This is a genomic window from Xanthomonas sp. NCPPB 4467 (assembly GCF_041475665.2).
Classification (GTDB): domain Bacteria; phylum Pseudomonadota; class Gammaproteobacteria; order Xanthomonadales; family Xanthomonadaceae; genus Xanthomonas; species Xanthomonas dyei.
This window is the reverse complement of sequence record NZ_CM191260.1, coordinates 2853627-2871298: the sequence shown is the minus strand read 5'-3', so window position 1 is coordinate 2871298 and position 17672 is coordinate 2853627. Positions and strand designations below refer to the sequence as shown.

Here is a 17672-nt window from a genome sequence, read left to right as displayed (position 1 = left end):
CCAATGCGCCACCACCACCCCCATTCCGCCCGCCCGGCGCGCAAGCTGCTCAGCTGTGCCCTGGCCAGCTGCCTGCTCCTGGGCGCCGCGCCTGTATTTGCGCAGAGCACTGCCGCGACCATCCGCGGCCAGGTCAGCGTGGACTCCGCACCTGCGGCGCAGGCCCAGGTGACCGCGACCAATCTTGCGACCGGCCTGACCCGCACCGTGCAGGTCAGCAATGGCAGTTATTCGGTCGGTGGTCTGCCGCCGGGCTCGTACCGCATCGACGTCACCGCCAACGGCCAGACCAGCACGCAGAATGTGACCGTGCAGGTCGGCCAGACGGCCACCTTGAACCTGGGCGTTGGCGGCGAACCGGCCACGGCCGCAGGGGGGAACGCCACCACGCTGGACGCGGTGCAGGTCAAGGCACCACCGGTGCTGGTGGAGACGCGCACCTCCGAAAACGCCACGTATATCTCCAACGTGCAGATCCAGAACCTGCCGCGTGCCACGCGCAACTTCCTGGAACTGGCCGACACCGTGCCGAACGTGCAGTTCACCCGCGACGCCAACGGCACTACCAAGGTGCGCACCGGCGCCACGTCGGCCGAAGGCACCAACGTCTACATCGACGGCGTCAGCCAGAAGAACTACGTGCTGACCGGCGGCGTCAGCGGCCAGGATTCCAGTCGCGGCAATCCGTTCCCGCAGTCGGCGATCGGCGAATACAAGGTCATCACCTCCAACTACAAGGCGGAGTTCGACCAGGTCAGCGGCGCGGCCATCGTGGCCTCGTCCAAGTCCGGCACCAACGATTTCCACGGCAGCTTCTTCTGGGACACCAGCAATGACGGCTGGCGCGAGGAGAGCCCGCTGGAGAAGAAGGCCGGCATGCGCGACGACTTCGAAGAAACCCAGTACGGCGCCACCTTCAGCGGCCCGATCCTCAAGGACAAGGCGCATTTCTTCATCGCCTATGAAGCCAAGGAATACACCACCCCCAACGTGGTGATTCCCGGCTCGATCTATTCCGACCGCATCGACCAACTGCCCGCGCAGTTGCAGCCGTTGGTGGCCACCTACAGCACCCCGTTCAAGGAAGACCTGTACTTCGGCAAGATCGACTGGACCATCGGCGACAACAACCTGTTCGAGCTGACCGGCAAGTACCGCAAGGAAGACGAGCTCAACGACGTTGGCGGCACCTCGACCCTCGAGCACGGCAGCGTCAACGGTCAGGAAGAAAAGCGCGCCAACCTGCGCTGGCAATACAGCGGTGCCAACTTCCTCAACGAAGCCAATCTGAGCTACGAGAGCGCGTTCTGGAACCAGGCGCCGCGGAACAATGGCAGCGGCTACGTGCTGAGTTATGCGCCGGTACGCGGTATCGAGGACGAAGTGCTGTCCGCCGGTGCCGGTGGCAGCTTTCAGCGCAAGGGCCAGAAGGGCTGGACCTTCCAGGACGATCTGACCTTGAACAGCCTGGAATGGCACGGCGCACACACCGTCAAGATGGGCGTGAAGTTCAAGAGCATCGATCTGGATTCGACCCAGTTCAACCCGGCCAATCCGCAGTACTACTACAACATCCTCAGCGATGTCGAAACGCCTTACCGTGTGCGCTTCGGCGCGCCGTTGACCGAAGGTGGCGGCTCGGTGGTGTCCACGAACAAGCAGTACGGCATCTATCTGCAGGACGACTGGGAGGTCAACGAGCACTGGACCCTCAACCTGGGCGTGCGCTACGACTACGAAGAAACCCCGGCGTTCCTGGACTTCGTCACCCCGTCCGATGTAGCCGGTGCGTTGCAGAACTGGCCAAACCTGCGCAACGCCAACTACAACATCAACAACTTCATCAGCACCGGCAACAACCGCAAGGCATTCAAGAATGCCTGGCAGCCGCGTCTGGGTGCCTCCTACGACCTGTTCGGCGACCAGGCCCACGTGATCTACGGCGGTGCCGGCCGTGCCTACGACCGCAACATCTTCGATTACCTGGCACTGGAGCAGCTCAACAACTCCTTCAACTCCTATAGCTACTACTTCACCAGCGCCAACAACGGTGCCTGCCTGGGCGACCCATGCACGGCGTGGAATCCGGCGTACAACAATCAGGAAGGCTTGAACACACTCACGGCCAACAGCACTGGCGGTGGCGGACGTGAGGTCTACCTGATCGATAACAACCTCAAGACCCCGTACTCCGACCAATTCAGCATCGGCATGCGCAACATGGTGCCGTTGTGGGGCCAGGACTGGTTCACCGATGTGACCCTGAGCCGTATCGAGAGCCATGACGGCTTCGCCTTCGTGCGCGGCAATCGCTTGCCGGACGGTTCATTCTTCCAGCCGGGCACCACCTCCGGTGCGCCGACCGATGGCCCGAACGGCTATAGCGCCATCGTACTTGGCACCAACGGCGTGGAGACCCGCAACAACCAGCTCGCGTTGCAGATCGAAAAGCCCTTCGATGAAGAATCCGGTTGGGGCCTGACCGTGGCCTACACCTATTCCGATGCCAAGGAAAACCGCCAGTTCGGCGAGCACTACGCGCTGGATCGCGAGCGCATCGAAGACTATGGCTGGCGTGAAGCCGGCGGCATCGCCAAGAACCGCCTGGTGGTCACCGGCATCTACGAGCTGCCCTACGAGGTCAAGCTGTCCGGCAAGCTGTCGCTGGCCAGCCAGACTGCGCGCTACGGCCAGAATTGCCTTGCCGGCAACGACCAGTGCGACATCATCCAGTTCAAGCCGGATGGCACGTTGGGCTACAAGGAGTTCAGCATTGCCGCCAACAAAGAATGGGATACCGGTGCAGGTGTCAAATTCAACGTGCGTGCGGATATCCTCAACGTGTTCAATTGGGTGAACTACGCCGACTTCAACGGCGACACCGGGACACTGGACGACTTGAACACGGCTTACGGCACACCGACCGGTGTGCTGGCGTCGCCGATGCGTACCTTCCGCCTGGCCTTCGGCCTAAACTGGTGAGGTACTCGACCGCCCTGGCATGAGGTCAGGGCGGTCGAACTCGGCGCTTGGATAGGGTAGGTTGGCGTGCGAGATGTAATCGATTACACAAGTGGGGGGCGGATGGACAGGGGCAACACGTCGCGTTGGTTGACGATTCCACTCTTGCTGGGCGCGCTGGTGCTGGCGTCCTGCAAACAGGCCGAGGAGCCCAAGGTGGCCGAAAAGAAGGCACCAGTGAAAGTGATCCTGATCGAGGCGCAGTTGCCGCCCAAGCCGGTCAAGCCACCGTTGCCACCGCTGTTTTCGGACATCGAACGCCGCACCTTCCAGTTTTTCTGGGACACCACCAACGAGCTCAATGGATTGGCGCCGGACCGGTTTCCGTCGCGCCCGTTCGCCAGCATCGCCTCGGTGGGGTTTGCATTGACCGCATATCCGATCGGCATCGAAAACGGCTGGGTCAGCCGCAATCAGGCGATCGATCGCACCCTGACCACACTGAAATTCTTCCGCGATGCGCCGATGGGGCCGCAGCGGACCGGTAGGGCCGGCTACAAGGGCTTCTACTATCACTTTCTGGATATGCAGCAGGGCAACCGTTACGACAGCTGGGTCGAGCTGTCGAGCGTGGATACCGCGCTGCTGATGATGGGCGTGTTGTTCACCCAGTCGTATTACGACGGCGACGACCCGCGCGAGAAAGAAATCCGCCAGATCGCCGACACGCTGTACAAGCGCGTGGACTGGCGCTGGCTGCAGCAGCGTGCGCCGCTGATCTCGATGGGCTGGTTCCCGGAGAGCGGCTTCATCGACCACGACTGGATGGGCTACAACGAGGCGATGATGCTGTACATCCTCGCGCTCGGCTCGCCCACCCACGGCGTCGACCCGGAGGCGTGGACCAGCTGGACGCGCACCTACAACAACGACTGGGGCGTCTACCAGGGCCAGGAATATCTGTCCTTCGGCCCGCTGTTCGGCCACCAATACAGCCATGTCTGGATCGACTTCCGCGATATCCAGGACCAGTACATGCGCGAACGCGGCATCGACTACTTCCTCAACAGCCGCCGCGCCACCCTGGCGCAGCGCGACTACGCCATCGACAACCCGATGAAGTGGAAGGACTACGGCGAAAACGTCTGGGGCCTGACCGCCGGCGACGGCCCGCAGAACACCAGCCAGGAATACCGCGGCGAGCAGCGCCAGTTTCGCCACTACTCTTCGCGCGGCGCCGGCCTGCGCGAGAACTTCGACGACGGCACCATCGCACCGACCGCAGCGATCTCCTCGATCGTGTTCGCCCCGGAAGTGGTGATCCCGGCCACCGAAGAGATGCACAAGCGCTACGGCGACTTCCTGTATTCCAGCTATGGCTTTCTGGATTCGTTCAACCCCAGCTTCAACTACGACATCCCGCTCAAGACCGGGCGCATGGTGCCGGACCGTGGCTGGGTGGCCAGCGATTACATCGCCATCGATCAGGGCCCGATCCTGGCGATGATCGCCAACTACCAGAACGAATTCGTCTGGACGGTGATGAAAAAGAACGCCTATATCCGCGCCGGTCTGGAGCGCGCCGGGTTCACCGGTGGCTGGCTCACGCCCGAGGGTGAGCCGCAGCCGCTGCCGCAGAAGGACGAGCAAAAGGCCGCCGCACGTGCGCTGGGCATGGCCGAATCGCGTGCCGCCGCCGCCCAGGCCCAGCAAGACCCCTCGCAACGCCAAAAACCCGAGTAATCCGTGCGCCTTTTGAAACTGTTGATGTTGGCCGCCGCCCTGTGTGCAGGTGCGGCGGGATGTAACCGCTCCGATCCCGCCAAGACCACCGTGCGCTTCTGGGCCATGGGCAAGGAGGCCGAAGTGGTGGCCGAGCTGGTGGCCGACTTCGAGAAGCAGAACCCGGACATCCAGGTCGATGTGCAGAACATCCCGATGACCGCAGCGCACGAAAAACTGCTCACCGCCTTCGCCGCCGACGGTTTGCCGGACGTGTGCCAGCTGGGCAACACCTGGCTGCCGGAATTCGCCCTGCTGGACACGCTGGAGCCGATGCAGCCCTACGTGGCGCGCTCGACCATCGTCGACCCGGCCGACTACTTCCCCGGCGTGTGGGACACCAACGTGGTCGATGGCACGCTGTACGGGGTGCCGTGGTATGTGGACACGCGGCTGCTGTTCTACCGCAAGGATCTGCTGCGCGAGGCCGGTTACAGCGAAATGCCCAAGACCTGGGCCGAGATGGAACAGGTGATGGCCGCGATCAAGCGCAAGGTCGGCCCCGACCGTTACGCCATCCTGATGCCGCTCAACGAGTTCGAACAGCAGCTCTCGTTCGCACTGCAGCAGGACGACCGCCTGCTGCGCGACCACGATAACTACGGCAACTTCCGCGGCGAAGGGTTCCGCAAGGCGCTGGCGTTCTACGACGGCATGTACCAGAAGGGCTGGGCGCCGAAGGTGTCCGAAACTCAGGTCTCCAACGTCTGGTACGAGTTCTTCAACGGCTACTACGCGTTCTATCTGTCCGGGCCCTGGAACGTGCGCGAGTTCAAGCTGCGCCAGCCGCCGGGCATGGAAGGCAAGTGGGGTACCGCAGCGTTACCCGGCCCGAATGGCTTGGGCGCCGGTATTGCCGGCGGTTCCAGCCTGGTGATCTTCAAATCGTCGCAGCACAAGGACGCGGCCTGGAAGCTGATCGAATATCTGTCCCAGCCCACGGTGCAGGCGCGCTTCCACGCCATCATCGGCGACCTGCCGCCGCGGCGCAGTACCTGGAAGCTGCCGTCGCTGGCCAACGACGAACTGGCGCATGCCTTCGGCGACCAGCTGGAACGGGTCAAGGCCACGCCCAAGGTGCTGGAATGGGAGCGCATCGTGCAGGAAATGCGCCTGGTCACCGAGCGCGTGGTGCGTGGCGGTCAATCGCACGAAGCCGCCGTGCAGGAACTGGATAAACGCGTGGACGACATCCTGGCCAAGCGCCGCTGGATCTTTGAACAGGAAGGCGGGCATGTTGGGCCGGCTGGCACGTCGGGCGCGCCTGCCACCGGGCCCACGCCGGACGCAGCAGCGGCTGCAGGCAGCGGCAAGGGAGCGGCACGATGATGAAGCGCAATTCCGTTGCCGGCTGGGTGTTCGCCGCGCCGTCGATCATGGTGCTGGGCATGTTCTTCGGCGTGCCGGTGTTCGCCGCGCTGGTGCTCAGCGTCACCGACTTCGACCTGTACGCGTTGGCCGACAGCAGCCACCTGCGCTTCGTCGGCCTGGGCAATTACATTGAGCTGCTGCAGACGCCGCTGTTCTGGAAGTCGTTGTGGAATACCACCTACTTCGTGCTGCTGGGCGTGCCGATGTCGATCGGCGTGTCGCTCGGCGCAGCGTTGCTGCTCAACGCCAAGGCCTCGCGTTTGAAGGCGGTGTTCCGCACCGCACTGTTCGCCCCGGTGGTGACTACGCTGGTGGCGGTGGCGGTGATCTGGCGCTACCTGTTCCATATCAAATATGGCCTGGTCAACTTCGGGCTGAGCCATCTGGGCATCGCCCCGATCGACTGGCTGGGCGATCCGCGTTGGGCGATGCCCACCATCATGCTGTTCGCGGTATGGAAGAACTTCGGCTACAACATGGTGATCTTCCTGGCCGGCTTGCAGGCGATTCCGCAGGACCTCTACGAGGCCGCGCGCATCGATGGCGCCTCGCGCTGGAAGCAGTTTCTGCACATCACCTTGCCGATGCTCGGCCCGGTGCTGATGGTGGTCGGGGTGATCACCATTTCCGGCTACTTCCAGCTGTTTGCCGAACCGTACGTGATGACCCGCGGCGACCCACTGCAGAGCACCGTCAGCGTGCTGTATTTCATGTTCGAAGAAGGCTTCAAATGGTGGAACCTCGGCCGCGCGTCGGCAGTGGCGTTCCTGTTGTTCCTGATCATCCTGGCGGTGACCACCGTGATGCTGCGCTTCGGCCGCAAGAGGGACCTGATATGAGTCGTGATGTCGGCGAGTCGCGCTGGAACGCCGTCCTGATCAATGGCGGCTTGCTGGTGCTGGCCTTGATCAGCCTGGCGCCGTTGCTGTGGATGCTGTCGGTGTCGTTCATGCCCACCGGCGAGGCCAGCCGGTTCCCACCGCCGATGCTGCCATCGGCGTTCACCCTGGCCAACTACCACGAGCTGTTCGCGCGCACCGGCATGGCGCGTAACTTCGCCAACAGCCTGCTGGTGTCCGGGCTGATCACGCTGGGCTCGTTGCTGATCAACACCATGGCCGGCTATGCCTTCGCCAAGCTGCAGTTCGTCGGCCGCGAGCGCATCTTCAAGATCCTGATGGCCGCGCTGGTGATTCCCGCGCAGGTGGCGATGCTGCCGCTGTTTCTGCTGATGAAGCAGCTGCATCTGGTCAACAACATCGGCGGGGTGGTGGTGCCAGCGCTGGCGACGGTGTTCGGCATTTTTCTGGTGCGCCAGTACGCGCGCAGCATTCCCGATGAGTTGATCGAAGCCGCGCGCATCGATGGCGCCAGCGAGATGCGGATCTTCTTCCAGATCGTGCTGCCGATGCTCAAGCCGGTGCTGGTCACCTTGACCATCTTCACCTTCATGGGCTCATGGAACGACTTCATGTGGCCGCTGATCGTGCTCACCGACCAGGAGCAATACACCTTGCCGGTGGCGCTGGCGGCGCTGTCGCGCGAGCACATCATGGACGTGGAACTGATGATGGCCGGCGCGGTGGTGACGGTGATTCCGGTGCTGCTATTGTTCCTGGCGCTGCAGCGTTACTACATTCAAGGTCTTCTGCTGGGGAGTGTGAAGGGGTGAAACCAGTGTTCCTGCGACTATGTGCCATGGCCGCTTTCGTCACGTCTGCGGGCGCGGTGCAGGCGCAGGAGCGCGTGCTCGACGGCTTCAACGACATCGGCGCCTGGCGCCTGGTGGTGTCCAACCAGGTCAGCGGCTCGTTGCGCCCGGTGGCGACGCCCTCCGGTGGGCATGCGCTGTGCCTGGATTACAACTTCAACGGCGTCTCCGGCTATGTCGGCATCCGCCGCGCGCTGCCGCTCGAATACCCCGAGAACTACCGCATCGGGTTTTCGCTGCGCGGCGAATCGCCGTCCAACGATCTGCAACTCAAGCTGATCGATGCCAGTGGCGATAACGTGTGGTGGGTCAACCGGCCGGGCTTCAATTTCCCGAAGAACTGGACCACGTTCAACTACCGCAAGCGCAACATCGAAAAGGCCTGGGGTCCGGGTGCGGACAAGCAGCTGCGCAGCAGCGCGGATGTCGAGTTCACCATCTACAACAAGGTCGGTGGCAAGGGTTCGGTGTGCTTCGACCGCCTGACGCTCACCCCATTGCCGCCGGAAGACACCTCGCCGCTCAAGGCCGAGGCCATCACCGACACGGCGCCGGCGTTGGAGCAACGTCTGGCCGATGGCAAGCCCGACACCTTCTGGCTCAGCGGCGCGGTCAAGCAACAGACCGTCACGCTGGATCTGGGCAAGGTGCGCGAATTCGGTGGCGCGGTGGTGCAGTGGGTGCCCGGCCTGCAGGCTTCGCAGTACGCGGTGCGTGCATCGGCCGATGGCCGCAGCTGGCGCGATCTGCGCACGGTCACCGCCGGTGCCGGCGGCACCGACTGGCTGGCCTTGCCCGATACTGAAGCACGCTATCTGCGTTTCGATCTGAAGGACGGCCCGAACTGGCGCTACGGCATCAAAGAGGTGCAGTTGCAGCCGCTGGCGTTTGCGGCAACGCCCAACGACTTCATCAAATCGCTGGCCGGTCAGTTGCCGCGTGGCAGTTATCCGCGCGGGTTTTCCGGCGAGCAGCCGTACTGGACCATCCTCGGTCTTGACGGCGGCACCGAGCAGGGCCTGATCGGCGAAGACGGTGCGGTGGAAGTGGGCAAGGGCGGTTTCAGCATCGAGCCGTTCGTGGTCACCGGTGGCAAGGTGCTGCACTGGTCCGACGTCAGCAGCGAGCAGAGCCTGCAGGACGATTACCTGCCGATTCCCAGCGTCGACTGGCATCACGACCTGATGAATCTGCGCGTCACCGCGTTCGTGCAGGGCACACCGGATCAGGCGCAACTGGTCGCGCGCTATCAGCTGCACAACACCGGCAAGGAGGCACGTGAGTTCACCCTGGCCCTGGCGGTGCGTCCGTTCCAGGTCAACCCCCCGTCGCAGTTCCTCAACACCCTGGGCGGCGTCAGCCGGATCGAGCAACTGGCGGTGGATGGCAGCCAGGTCAGCGTCAACGGCAAGCCGCGCGTCTTCGCCGCGCAACGTCCCGATGCCGGCTTCGCCAGCGCCTTCGACAGCGGCATGGATGTCAGCCATCTCACCGCCGCCACGGCGCCGACGGTCACCCAGGTCAAGGACGAAACCGGCCTGGCGTCGGGCGTGCTGCTGTATCGCTGGAAGCTGGAACCCGGCCAGAAGCGCGAAGTGGCGCTGGTGATCCCGCAGACCGGTGCGGCGCAATTGCCCGCCGGCTTCGATGCCGACGTCGCGCAGCAGCAGGTGGCTCAGCAATGGCGCGGCAAGCTCGATCGCGTGCGCATCAGCGTGCCGGCCGAAGGCAAGCCGGTGGTCGATACGTTGCGCACGGCGCTGGCGCACATGCTGATTTCGCGCATCGGCCCACGCCTGCAGCCAGGAACGCGCTCGTATTCGCGCAGCTGGATCCGAGATGGCGCGATGATTTCCGAAGGCCTGCTGCGGCTCGGCCGCGAAGACGTGGTGCGCGACTACGTGGATTGGTTTGCGCCGTATCAATTTGCCGACGGCATGGTGCCGTGCTGCGTGGACGACCGCGGCAGCGACCCGGTGCCTGAAAACGACAGTCACGGCGAACTGATCTACAACATCGCCGAGTACTACCGCTACACCGGCGACAGGCCGTTCCTGGAGAAGATGTGGCCGCATGTGACCGGCGCCTTCGACTACATGGAAAAACTGCGCGCCAGCGAGCGCACCGAAGACAACTTCATGCGTAACCCGGCGTTCTACGGAATGATGCCGGTGTCGATCAGCCACGAAGGCTATTCGGCCAAACCGGTGCATTCGTACTGGGACAACTTCTGGGCGCTGCGCGGTTACAAGGACGCCACGATGCTGGCCGGCGTGCTCGACAAGCCGGAGGACGTCACCCGTTTCAGCGCTGCACGTGACGAATTCAGCGGCGACCTGATCGCTTCGCTGGGTGCGGCGGTGCGCGAGCACACGCTCGATTTCCTGCCCGGTTCGGCCGAACTCGGCGATTTCGACGCGACCTCCACCACCATCGCGCTGACACCGGGCGGCGAGCAGCAGCGCCTGCCGCAGGAGCTGCTGACCAATACCTTCGAACGCTATTGGAAAGAGTTCTCCGATCGCCGCGACGGCAAGCGCGAGTGGAAGGACTACACCCCGTACGAATGGCGCAATGTCGCCGCGTTCGTGCGACTGGGCTGGCGCGAGCGTGCTTGGGATGCCACCGCATTCTTCTTCAAGGATCGCGCGCCGCAGCCCTGGAATCAGTGGGCCGAGGTGGTCTCGCGCACGCCGCGTACACCGTTCTTCGTCGGCGATCTGCCGCACGCCTGGGTCGCATCGGACTTCGTGCGTTCGGTGCTGGACATGTTCGCCTACACCCGCGAGTCCGACCAAAGCATCGTGATCGCCGCTGGCACGCCGACCCGCTGGTTCGAAGGCAAGGGCATCGGCATTGCCGAATTGCGCACGCCTTACGGCCGTCTCAACTACACGCTGCAGCGCACCGAAAAACAGCTATCGCTGCAGCTGCAACCCGGCCTGTTGCTGCCGCCGGGCGGCGTGGTATTTGTCTGGCCGTATCAGGGCGAACCCGGCAAGGCGAGCGTCAACGGCGAAACCGTGGAGTGGCAGAACGGCGAGTTGCGGATCCAGCAGATGCCGGCCACCGTGCAGATCGATGTGCCCAGCGCGGTGCGGCGGGCCGAGCGCGCCGCACAATGACGGCCGTGCCTTGGCCGGGACGGGCAGGGCAACGACGGCGCCGCGCCTGGCTGCTGTGTGCAGCCGTAGTCGCACTGGCGCCGTGCTGCGCACACGCGCAGGCCGGCCAGCCGCATCAGGCTGGGCGGTTACCCGCTGTCGTGCAGTCCAAGCAGGACGGCTCTGCAGCGGTCGGTGACCCGGCAGGGCAGGTCACCTCAGCTCCGTCTGCGCGCGGCCTGACCCTGGTTACGCTCAACCTGCATCACGACCGCGAAGACTGGCCGGCCCGCCGCGCCTACATCGCCAAGGAGCTCAAGCAACTGGCACCGGATGTCATTGCGTTGCAGGAGGTCATCGAGCGCCGCGGTAGCGTGGAAAACCAATCCACCTGGTTGGCGCGCAAGCTGGGCTACGCGGTGATCTTCGCCTCGGCCGATCCCCCTGGTGCCGCCAAGCGCTATGGCAATGCGTTGCTGAGCCGGCGCAAGGTGCTGGCGCGCCACGAGCGACTGCTGCACCCGTTGGACGACTACCGCGTTGCGGCGCATCTGCAGGTGGATATCGATGGCCAGCCGGTCAATGTCTACGTCACCCATCTCAACGAACGCGCCGATGCGCGCGGTACCGCAACGCGCACGCGCCAGGTCGGCGACCTGCTGGAGTTCATTGCCTCCACCAGCGCGCAGGCGCCGGTAGTGATCGCAGGCGATTTCAATACCGCCGCCGACGCGCTGGATCTGGAGGCGCTACGCAAGGGTTATGGCGATAGCTATGGCAGCGTGCACCGCAACAGCGATGCCACGGTCAGTACCTTGAATCTGCATGTCTTCGACACGCCGGCGCGCATCGACCACGTGTTCTTCCAGCAGAACCGCCTGCTTGCCCGCGAAGCCCGCATTCTGTTCGACACCCCATATGCCGAAGGGCGCTGGGCATCGGATCACTATGGCGTGTGGGTGCGTTTGCAGCTTGCACCGGATCAGTCCGCCGCTCCGTAACGCCAACCACGTAGGAGCGCACCCGGGCGCGACGGGCTTTACCGAGAACGTCCAATCGCGCCCAGGTGCGGTCCTGCAAGGCGTCGGGATACCGCAGCTTGCCGACTGCCTTCTCAATCACCCATTCAGGCGATTGAAGATCTGCACGCCTGCCAGCCACACTCCGGCCATGCTGCCGAAGTTGGTCAACAGAAACGTCAGCACCACGCGCGACACGCGATTGCGATACCAACCGCGCAGGGTCTGCGCATCGTCGCGCAGCGACAGGAAATCCCCATAGGCCGGCTTGCGCATATGCACTTCGACCAGCGCGGCGAACGCACCGGTCGGGACGCTCAGACGGAACGGTTTGAATGGGGCGACCACTGCAGCGGTCAGGATGCTCAACGGGTGGCTGCCGGCCAATAGACAGCCCAGTGCGGCCAGCCCGCCTGTGTACATCGCCCACTGCAGCAACAGGTCGGCGCCCATGCTCAGGCCGCCGCGCCAGAAGCCGATGCCGATCCCGGTAATGATCACCGCCAAAATGCCCAACGTGATCCAGGGCACGCGCTTGCGCTGCTGCACGTATTCCAGCGACTCGCGTAGCGGGCCGGGCGCATCGGTGTCCTGTTCCAGGTGCCGCGCAAGCCCGGCCAGATGTCCGGCGCCGACCACCGCCAGCACTTCATACTGCCCGGCACCGGCTTCTTCGCGCAGGCGCGTGGCCATGTAGCGATCACGCTCGGCAATCACCGTCTCGTACAGCTCCGGGCTCTCGCTGGCGAAATCGCCGAAGCTCGCTTCGAGCATGTCGCCTTGCTTGAGCTTTTCGATTTCCTCTTCGCCCACCTCGTCGGCGGCGAACAGGCCGCTGAGCAGACCGCCGGCAAGTTTCATCTTGCCGAAGAATCCCAACCGCCCGGACGCACGCTTGAAGGTCAGCCCGACTTCGCGGTCGATCAGATAGACCGGCAGTCCCTGCGCACGCGCCAAATTCACCGCCTCCTTCAACTCCGCGCCCGGCTCGATGCCCAACTGCTTGGCCAGGCGGCGCTGGTAGGCCGCCAATGCCAGATTGGCCGCAAACAGGGCCACGCGCCCCTTGCGGATCACCTGCACTAGATCCAGGCGGGCGAGGGCATCCGGGTCGCTGAGCGCCTGCAGGCGTTGCGCGTCCAGCTCCACCGCCACCGCGTCGTAACGGCCGCTGCCGATCGCCCGCTGCACCGCGGCGACGCTGGCCAGCGAGACATGGGCAGTTCCCAGCAAGGTGTAGCGCACGCCATCGCGTTCGACGATGCGGTGCGGCTGGCCGGACAGCGCATCGTCCAGAACGTGGGTGGTCTGCTCAGTCATGGGGTCATTCATCAGAAGGAGGGGCGGTGTTACCGGAGCCGAGTTGGCGCTGCATCTGCACGCCGTCCAACCAGCGACCTTGCTTGCGGCCGATACCGGTGAACACTCCGACCGTGCGAAATCCAAAACGTTCATGCAGCCGCAGCGATGCCTGGTTGCTCGCATCGCCGATCACCGCAATCATTTGCCGATCACCGCGCTGCTCGCAGCGCGCGATCAGTTCGCCCAACAGGGCCTTGCCGATCCCGCGGCCCTGCATGTCGGCGGCAAGATAGATCGAATTCTCCACCGTCCAGCGGTAGCCCGCACGTGCGCGATAGGCACTGGCATAGGCATAGCCGGCGACAGCGCCGGCATGTTCTGCAACCAGATACGGGTAGCCGGCATCCACGATCACGCGCATGCGGGCGTGCATGTCCGCGCTCGACGGCGCGCTGTATTCGTAGGTATTAAACCCGGCGATCTGCTCCGCATAAATCGCGGTGATCGCCGGGATGTCCGTATCGCGGACTGCACGCAGCTCGACGGCCATGCGATCAGTCGATGTAACGCTTGAGCAGGTCGCCGTACGCATCGATACGACGGTCGCGCAGAAACGGCCAGATGCGCCGCACATGTTCGCTGCGCTGCAGGTCGACATCGCAGATCAGCACGGTCGGCTCCTGGCCGGCTTCGGCGATGAACTCGCCCTGCGGCCCCAGCACATGGCTGTTGCCCCAGAACTGGATGCCGGACGCGCCCAGCGGCGAGGGTTCATGCCCGACACGGTTGCACGACAGCACCGGCACGCCATTGGCGACCGCATGCCCACGATGGCTCAGGATCCACGCATCGCGCTGACGCTCCTGCTCGGGTTGCTGATCGTCCGGGTCCCAGCCGATCGCGGTGGGGTAGAGCAGCAGTTCCGCACCGGCCAAGGCCATCAAGCGTGCTGCTTCCGGGTACCACTGATCCCAGCACACCAGCACGCCAAGGCGGCCCACCGAGGTATCGATCGGCGTAAAGCCCAGATCGCCCGGCGTGAAATAGAACTTCTCGTAGAAGCCCGGATCGTCGGGGATGTGCATCTTGCGGTACTTGCCGAGCAGGCGGCCGTCCTTTTCGAACACCACCGCAGCGTTGTGATACAGGCCGGCCGCGCGGCGCTCGAACAACGAGGCGACCAGTACCACACCATGTTGCTTGGCCAGCGCACTCAGGCGTTCGGTGCTCGGGCCGGGGATCGGCTCGGCCAGATTGAATTCGTCCACCGACTCGTGCTGACAGAAATACGCGCCGTTATGCAACTCCTGCAGCAGCACCAACTTGGCGCCCTGTGCGGCAGCCTCGGCCACGCGCGATTCGATGATGGCCAGATTGGCCTCGGCGTCGCCGTGGTTGCGCTCTTGAATCAGCGCGACGGAAAGAAGGTGACGGGACATGGCATCTCATCCTGCAAAGGTGCGCACTAAGGTAGCGCGCCATGGCATAACACCGGCCTGCCGGCCGGAACAAGAAACGACGCGCCACGTACGTAGTCGCGTCGAACGCACTGATCAGGCGGCGAGCAGGCCGGCCGGCAACTGCATGGTCAGGCAATGCAGGCTGCCGTTCTGCCAGATCAGCGCACGGCAGGGCACCGGCACGATTTCGTGGTGCGGAAACGCTTCGGCCAGCACCGCCTGCGCGGTCGCATCGGCCGGATCGCCATACGCCGGCATCAGTACCGCGCCGTTGACGATCAGGAAGTTGGCATACGACGCAGCCAGGCGACGGCCCTGATCCAGGATCGGCTCGGCCCACGGCAGCACGAACAAACGGTACGGCTGCCCGTCGGCGGTGCGCAGCGCGGCCAGCTCGTTGCCCATCGCCTGCAGTTCGGCGTAATGCGAATCGCCGGGCACATTGCAGCCCTGGTAGACGATCGTGTCCGGGCCGGCAAAGCGCGCCAGCGTATCGATATGCGCGTCGGTGTCGTCGCCTTCGAGATAGCCGTGGTCCAGCCACAGCACCCGATCCTGCGATAGCCATGCCGCAAGATCGCTGCTGAGCGATTCGCGCGTGCGCTGCGGATGCCGTTCGTGCAGGCAGGTCCAGGTCGTCAGCAGCGTGCCGGCACCATCGGTTTCGATCGCACCGCCTTCCAGCGCAAAATCCACCGTCTGCACCGGGGCGGGCACGAAGACCTGCGCCGCATCCAGCGAACTCACCAATTGGTCGTCCAGGCTGGCCTCGAACTTGCCGCCCCACCCGGTGAAGCGGAAATCCATCAGGCGGAAACCGTCATCCTGGCGCAGCGTGATCGGGCCGGAATCGCGCAACCAGGTGTCGTTGTAGGCGGCGATCACAAAACGCACCCGCGTCATGTCCACGCGCGCCGAACGCAGCCGCGCCTCGGCATAGATCTGCAGATCGTCATCGGCCGCGCAGACGACCACCGGCTCGAAGCGGGAGATCGCGGTAATCAGCGCGATGTAGGTCTCTTCCACATCGGCCAGGCGCTCGGCCCAATCGGTGCCGGCATGCGGCCACGCCAGCAACACGGCGGATTGAGGTTCCCATTCGGCAGGAAAGCGAAGATGGTCGGTCATGCGAGGCAATACTCATCTTGGTGTCCGGACAGCGGCCCAAACGTTCATCGATACCCCGCACTCGAGTGCAGGCTCTTGCGATCCTGGCGCACGTTGCCGCGCCAGGCTTGATGCAGATTCGCAGCAACGCATGTCCGAGTGCTGACGGACCACATACATGGTGCTGCGAGCGTTGGCCAGACGTGCAGCGAACGATGTCTGCACGCGCTGGCCGGGGTGATGTCGCGTCTTACTGGATCGGCGGTTTCGGCCCGATCTCGTTGGCATCGGCCTGATTGGCCACCACGTCGATCACCTTGCTCTTTTCGAAGTACACCGTGAATGCCGGATACACCCAGCGGTGGATCGTCGGCCACTGGCGCTTCTGGCCACCGCGCGGGTCGAGCTTCTGCTGCGGCGCACCGTAGCGGCCTTCGACCTGGCTCATGCTGTCGCCGCGCAAGGGCAGGGCGGCGGCGGACTTTTGCTGTACGCGATCGACCAGCAGCGTTTCGGCAGAAGCGGCGGCACTGATCCCCATCAGCGCGATTGTCAGCACGATCGGCGGCATCACAAACAAACGGTTGCGCATGTCATCTACTCCCCAGTGGACAAGATTCGGATGGTGATTACAGCAAAAAACCAGGACAAACGTCGGCGCGATGCGCACCAGTCGGGCGGTCACGCCAGCATGTGGCTGCAGATCGCTTCTCAACGCGCCACGCACGGCAGCGCATCAAGCATCGGCCAAGAAAAAACCGCCCGAAGGCGGCTTTCTCGGGTCTTGCACGCGCAGCAACTACTTAGCGCTGACGCGCCTTGAAACGCGGGTTCGACTTGCAGATCACGAAGACCTTGCCGCGGCGGCGGACCACCTTGCAGTCGCGGTGACGGGTCTTCGCAGACTTCAGGGAGGACAGGACTTTCATGGCACACCTCGGCGTAAACGGTTGGATTCGATGGGAGAGTGCGCGCAATCGAGGCTGCACCCGCAATTAAGCCGGCAATTCTAACCGGCTTTTCGTCGTGCTTTCAAGTGGTTGCATCCGAATCGCTGCGAGCGGCGCTACACTAGCGCCTGATGACCTTCCGGAAACCTGAATGACCGACCTTTCGCCCGTTCTCACCATCGATGGTCCCTCCGGCGCCGGCAAGGGCACGGTCAGCCGCATCGTGGCTGCCCGGCTGGGCTGGCACTACCTCGATTCGGGCGCACTGTATCGCGCGGTGGGTGTGGCGGCGAGCTGGGCCGATCTGGATGTGTCCGACCCGGCTGCGCTGGTGCGCTGCACCTTCGACACCAAGGTCGAGTTCGATGACGCTGGCGAAGCGGGCCTGCGAGTTTTGGTCAACGGCGTGGACGCAACCGGCGAACTGCGCCTGGAAACCACTGGCGCCCTGGCCTCGGCGATTGCGGCCATTCCCGAGGTGCGCAGTGCCCTCAAGGAGCGCCAGCGCGCATTCAGACGTGCCCCTGGCCTGGTGGCCGACGGGCGCGATATGGGCACGGTGATCTTTCCAGATGCCGCATTTAAGGTTTTCCTGACCGCCAGTGCCGAAGAACGTGCTGGCCGTCGTCATAAACAGTTGATGGAAAAGGGTGTTTCGGTTATCTTTGACGACCTGCTGCGCGAGATCATGGCCCGAGATGCCAGGGATGCCCAGCGGGTGGTGGCGCCATTACGGCCGGCCGAAGACGCCGTGCTGATCGATACCAGCGGAATAGGGATCGAGGATGTCGTCCAGCGTGTGGTCGGGGTGTTGTCCGATCGCACGTCGTCGTAAGCGTTCCGCAAACGGGCAGATCCCGCCGACCGTAAGGCGTTCCAAAGCTCCGTTGCGCATCCTGCGTGGC

General features: G+C 64.0%; 14 protein-coding genes. 8 read left to right on the top strand and 6 right to left on the bottom strand.

Annotated elements, in window-relative coordinates:
* Window positions 1-3: 3 nt before the first annotated feature.
* The 7 genes from ACCQ06_RS12545 to ACCQ06_RS12515 all read left to right on the top strand — a co-directional run bounded on the left by ACCQ06_RS12545 (window position 4) and on the right by ACCQ06_RS12515 (window position 11930).
* The gene (locus tag ACCQ06_RS12545) at window positions 4-2982 is read left to right on the top strand and encodes a TonB-dependent receptor (RefSeq protein WP_316686013.1); all 2979 of its coding nucleotides are present in this window, start codon (window positions 4-6) and stop codon (window positions 2980-2982) included.
* A gap of 102 nt (window positions 2983-3084) precedes the next feature.
* Window positions 3085-4704: a glucoamylase family protein gene (locus tag ACCQ06_RS12540; protein ID WP_104614623.1), complete on the top strand. Its 1620-nt coding sequence runs from the start codon at window positions 3085-3087 to the stop codon at window positions 4702-4704.
* A 3-nt stretch (window positions 4705-4707) separates the two neighbouring features.
* A complete protein-coding gene (locus ACCQ06_RS12535; protein ID WP_104614622.1) occupies window positions 4708-6072 on the top strand; it encodes a sugar ABC transporter substrate-binding protein in 1365 nt (454 codons plus the stop codon).
* Window positions 6069-6953, top strand: coding sequence for a carbohydrate ABC transporter permease (locus ACCQ06_RS12530; protein WP_104614621.1), 885 nt, complete (start codon window positions 6069-6071; stop codon window positions 6951-6953). The genes ACCQ06_RS12535 and ACCQ06_RS12530 overlap by 4 nt, the downstream gene beginning before the upstream one ends.
* Window positions 6950-7786 (top strand): carbohydrate ABC transporter permease, encoded by an 837-nt coding sequence (locus ACCQ06_RS12525; RefSeq protein ID WP_005992271.1) that lies wholly within the window; start codon window positions 6950-6952, stop codon window positions 7784-7786. Before ACCQ06_RS12530 ends, ACCQ06_RS12525 begins: the two co-directional genes overlap by 4 nt.
* A 26-nt stretch (window positions 7787-7812) precedes the next feature.
* Complete coding sequence (locus ACCQ06_RS12520; RefSeq protein WP_316686006.1) at window positions 7813-10950, top strand: discoidin domain-containing protein; 3138 nt, start codon at window positions 7813-7815, stop codon at window positions 10948-10950.
* A gap of 140 nt (window positions 10951-11090) precedes the next feature.
* Window positions 11091-11930 (top strand): endonuclease/exonuclease/phosphatase family protein, encoded by an 840-nt coding sequence (locus ACCQ06_RS12515; protein WP_372364370.1) that lies wholly within the window; start codon window positions 11091-11093, stop codon window positions 11928-11930.
* Window positions 11931-12047: 117 nt separating this feature from the next.
* Here the strand turns inward: ACCQ06_RS12515 and ACCQ06_RS12510 are convergent, their stop codons facing one another.
* The 6 genes from ACCQ06_RS12510 to ykgO all read right to left on the bottom strand — a co-directional run bounded on the left by ACCQ06_RS12510 (window position 12048) and on the right by ykgO (window position 16746).
* Window positions 12048-13280 (bottom strand): TraB/GumN family protein, encoded by a 1233-nt coding sequence (locus ACCQ06_RS12510; RefSeq protein ID WP_372364369.1) that lies wholly within the window; start codon window positions 13278-13280, stop codon window positions 12048-12050.
* Window positions 13273-13800, bottom strand: a complete 528-nt coding sequence (locus ACCQ06_RS12505) for a GNAT family N-acetyltransferase (RefSeq protein WP_104614618.1) — start codon at window positions 13798-13800, stop codon at window positions 13273-13275. Before ACCQ06_RS12505 ends, ACCQ06_RS12510 begins: the two co-directional genes overlap by 8 nt.
* Before the next feature lie 4 nt (window positions 13801-13804).
* Window positions 13805-14689, bottom strand: a complete 885-nt coding sequence (locus tag ACCQ06_RS12500) for a carbon-nitrogen hydrolase (protein WP_316685998.1) — start codon at window positions 14687-14689, stop codon at window positions 13805-13807.
* 114 nt (window positions 14690-14803) lie between these two features.
* Entirely contained in the window at window positions 14804-15838 is a 1035-nt protein-coding gene (locus ACCQ06_RS12495) for an agmatine deiminase family protein (RefSeq protein WP_316685996.1), read from the bottom strand.
* 229 nt (window positions 15839-16067) lie between these two features.
* Window positions 16068-16409, bottom strand: a complete 342-nt coding sequence (locus ACCQ06_RS12490) for a hypothetical protein (protein WP_316692588.1) — start codon at window positions 16407-16409, stop codon at window positions 16068-16070.
* Window positions 16410-16620: 211 nt separating this feature from the next.
* Entirely contained in the window at window positions 16621-16746 is a 126-nt protein-coding gene (ykgO, locus tag ACCQ06_RS12485; protein ID WP_005913193.1) for a type B 50S ribosomal protein L36, read from the bottom strand.
* Between the two features lie 172 nt (window positions 16747-16918).
* Between ykgO and cmk the strand changes: the two genes are divergently transcribed.
* Complete coding sequence (gene cmk, locus ACCQ06_RS12480; RefSeq protein WP_316685871.1) at window positions 16919-17602, top strand: (d)CMP kinase; 684 nt, start codon at window positions 16919-16921, stop codon at window positions 17600-17602.
* The last annotated feature ends 70 nt before the right edge of the window (window positions 17603-17672 follow it).

Bases quoted from the DNA above. Each gene is read 5' to 3' on its own strand.
- ACCQ06_RS12545 (WP_316686013.1), top strand. From the start codon at position 4: ATGCGCCACCACCACCCCCATTCCGCCCGCCCGGCGCGCAAGCTGCTC.
- ACCQ06_RS12540 (WP_104614623.1), top strand. From the start codon at position 3,085: ATGGACAGGGGCAACACGTCGCGTTGGTTGACGATTCCACTCTTGCTG.
- ACCQ06_RS12530 (WP_104614621.1), top strand. From the start codon at position 6,069: ATGATGAAGCGCAATTCCGTTGCCGGCTGGGTGTTCGCCGCGCCGTCG.
- ACCQ06_RS12525 (WP_005992271.1), top strand. From the start codon at position 6,950: ATGAGTCGTGATGTCGGCGAGTCGCGCTGGAACGCCGTCCTGATCAAT.
- ACCQ06_RS12520 (WP_316686006.1), top strand. From the start codon at position 7,813: ATGGCCGCTTTCGTCACGTCTGCGGGCGCGGTGCAGGCGCAGGAGCGC.
- ACCQ06_RS12510 (WP_372364369.1), bottom strand. From the start codon at position 13,280: ATGAATGACCCCATGACTGAGCAGACCACCCACGTTCTGGACGATGCG.
- ACCQ06_RS12505 (WP_104614618.1), bottom strand. From the start codon at position 13,800: ATGGCCGTCGAGCTGCGTGCAGTCCGCGATACGGACATCCCGGCGATC.
- ACCQ06_RS12500 (WP_316685998.1), bottom strand. From the start codon at position 14,689: ATGTCCCGTCACCTTCTTTCCGTCGCGCTGATTCAAGAGCGCAACCAC.
- ACCQ06_RS12495 (WP_316685996.1), bottom strand. From the start codon at position 15,838: ATGACCGACCATCTTCGCTTTCCTGCCGAATGGGAACCTCAATCCGCC.
- ACCQ06_RS12490 (WP_316692588.1), bottom strand. From the start codon at position 16,409: ATGCGCAACCGTTTGTTTGTGATGCCGCCGATCGTGCTGACAATCGCG.
- ykgO (WP_005913193.1), bottom strand. From the start codon at position 16,746: ATGAAAGTCCTGTCCTCCCTGAAGTCTGCGAAGACCCGTCACCGCGAC.
- cmk (WP_316685871.1), top strand. From the start codon at position 16,919: ATGACCGACCTTTCGCCCGTTCTCACCATCGATGGTCCCTCCGGCGCC.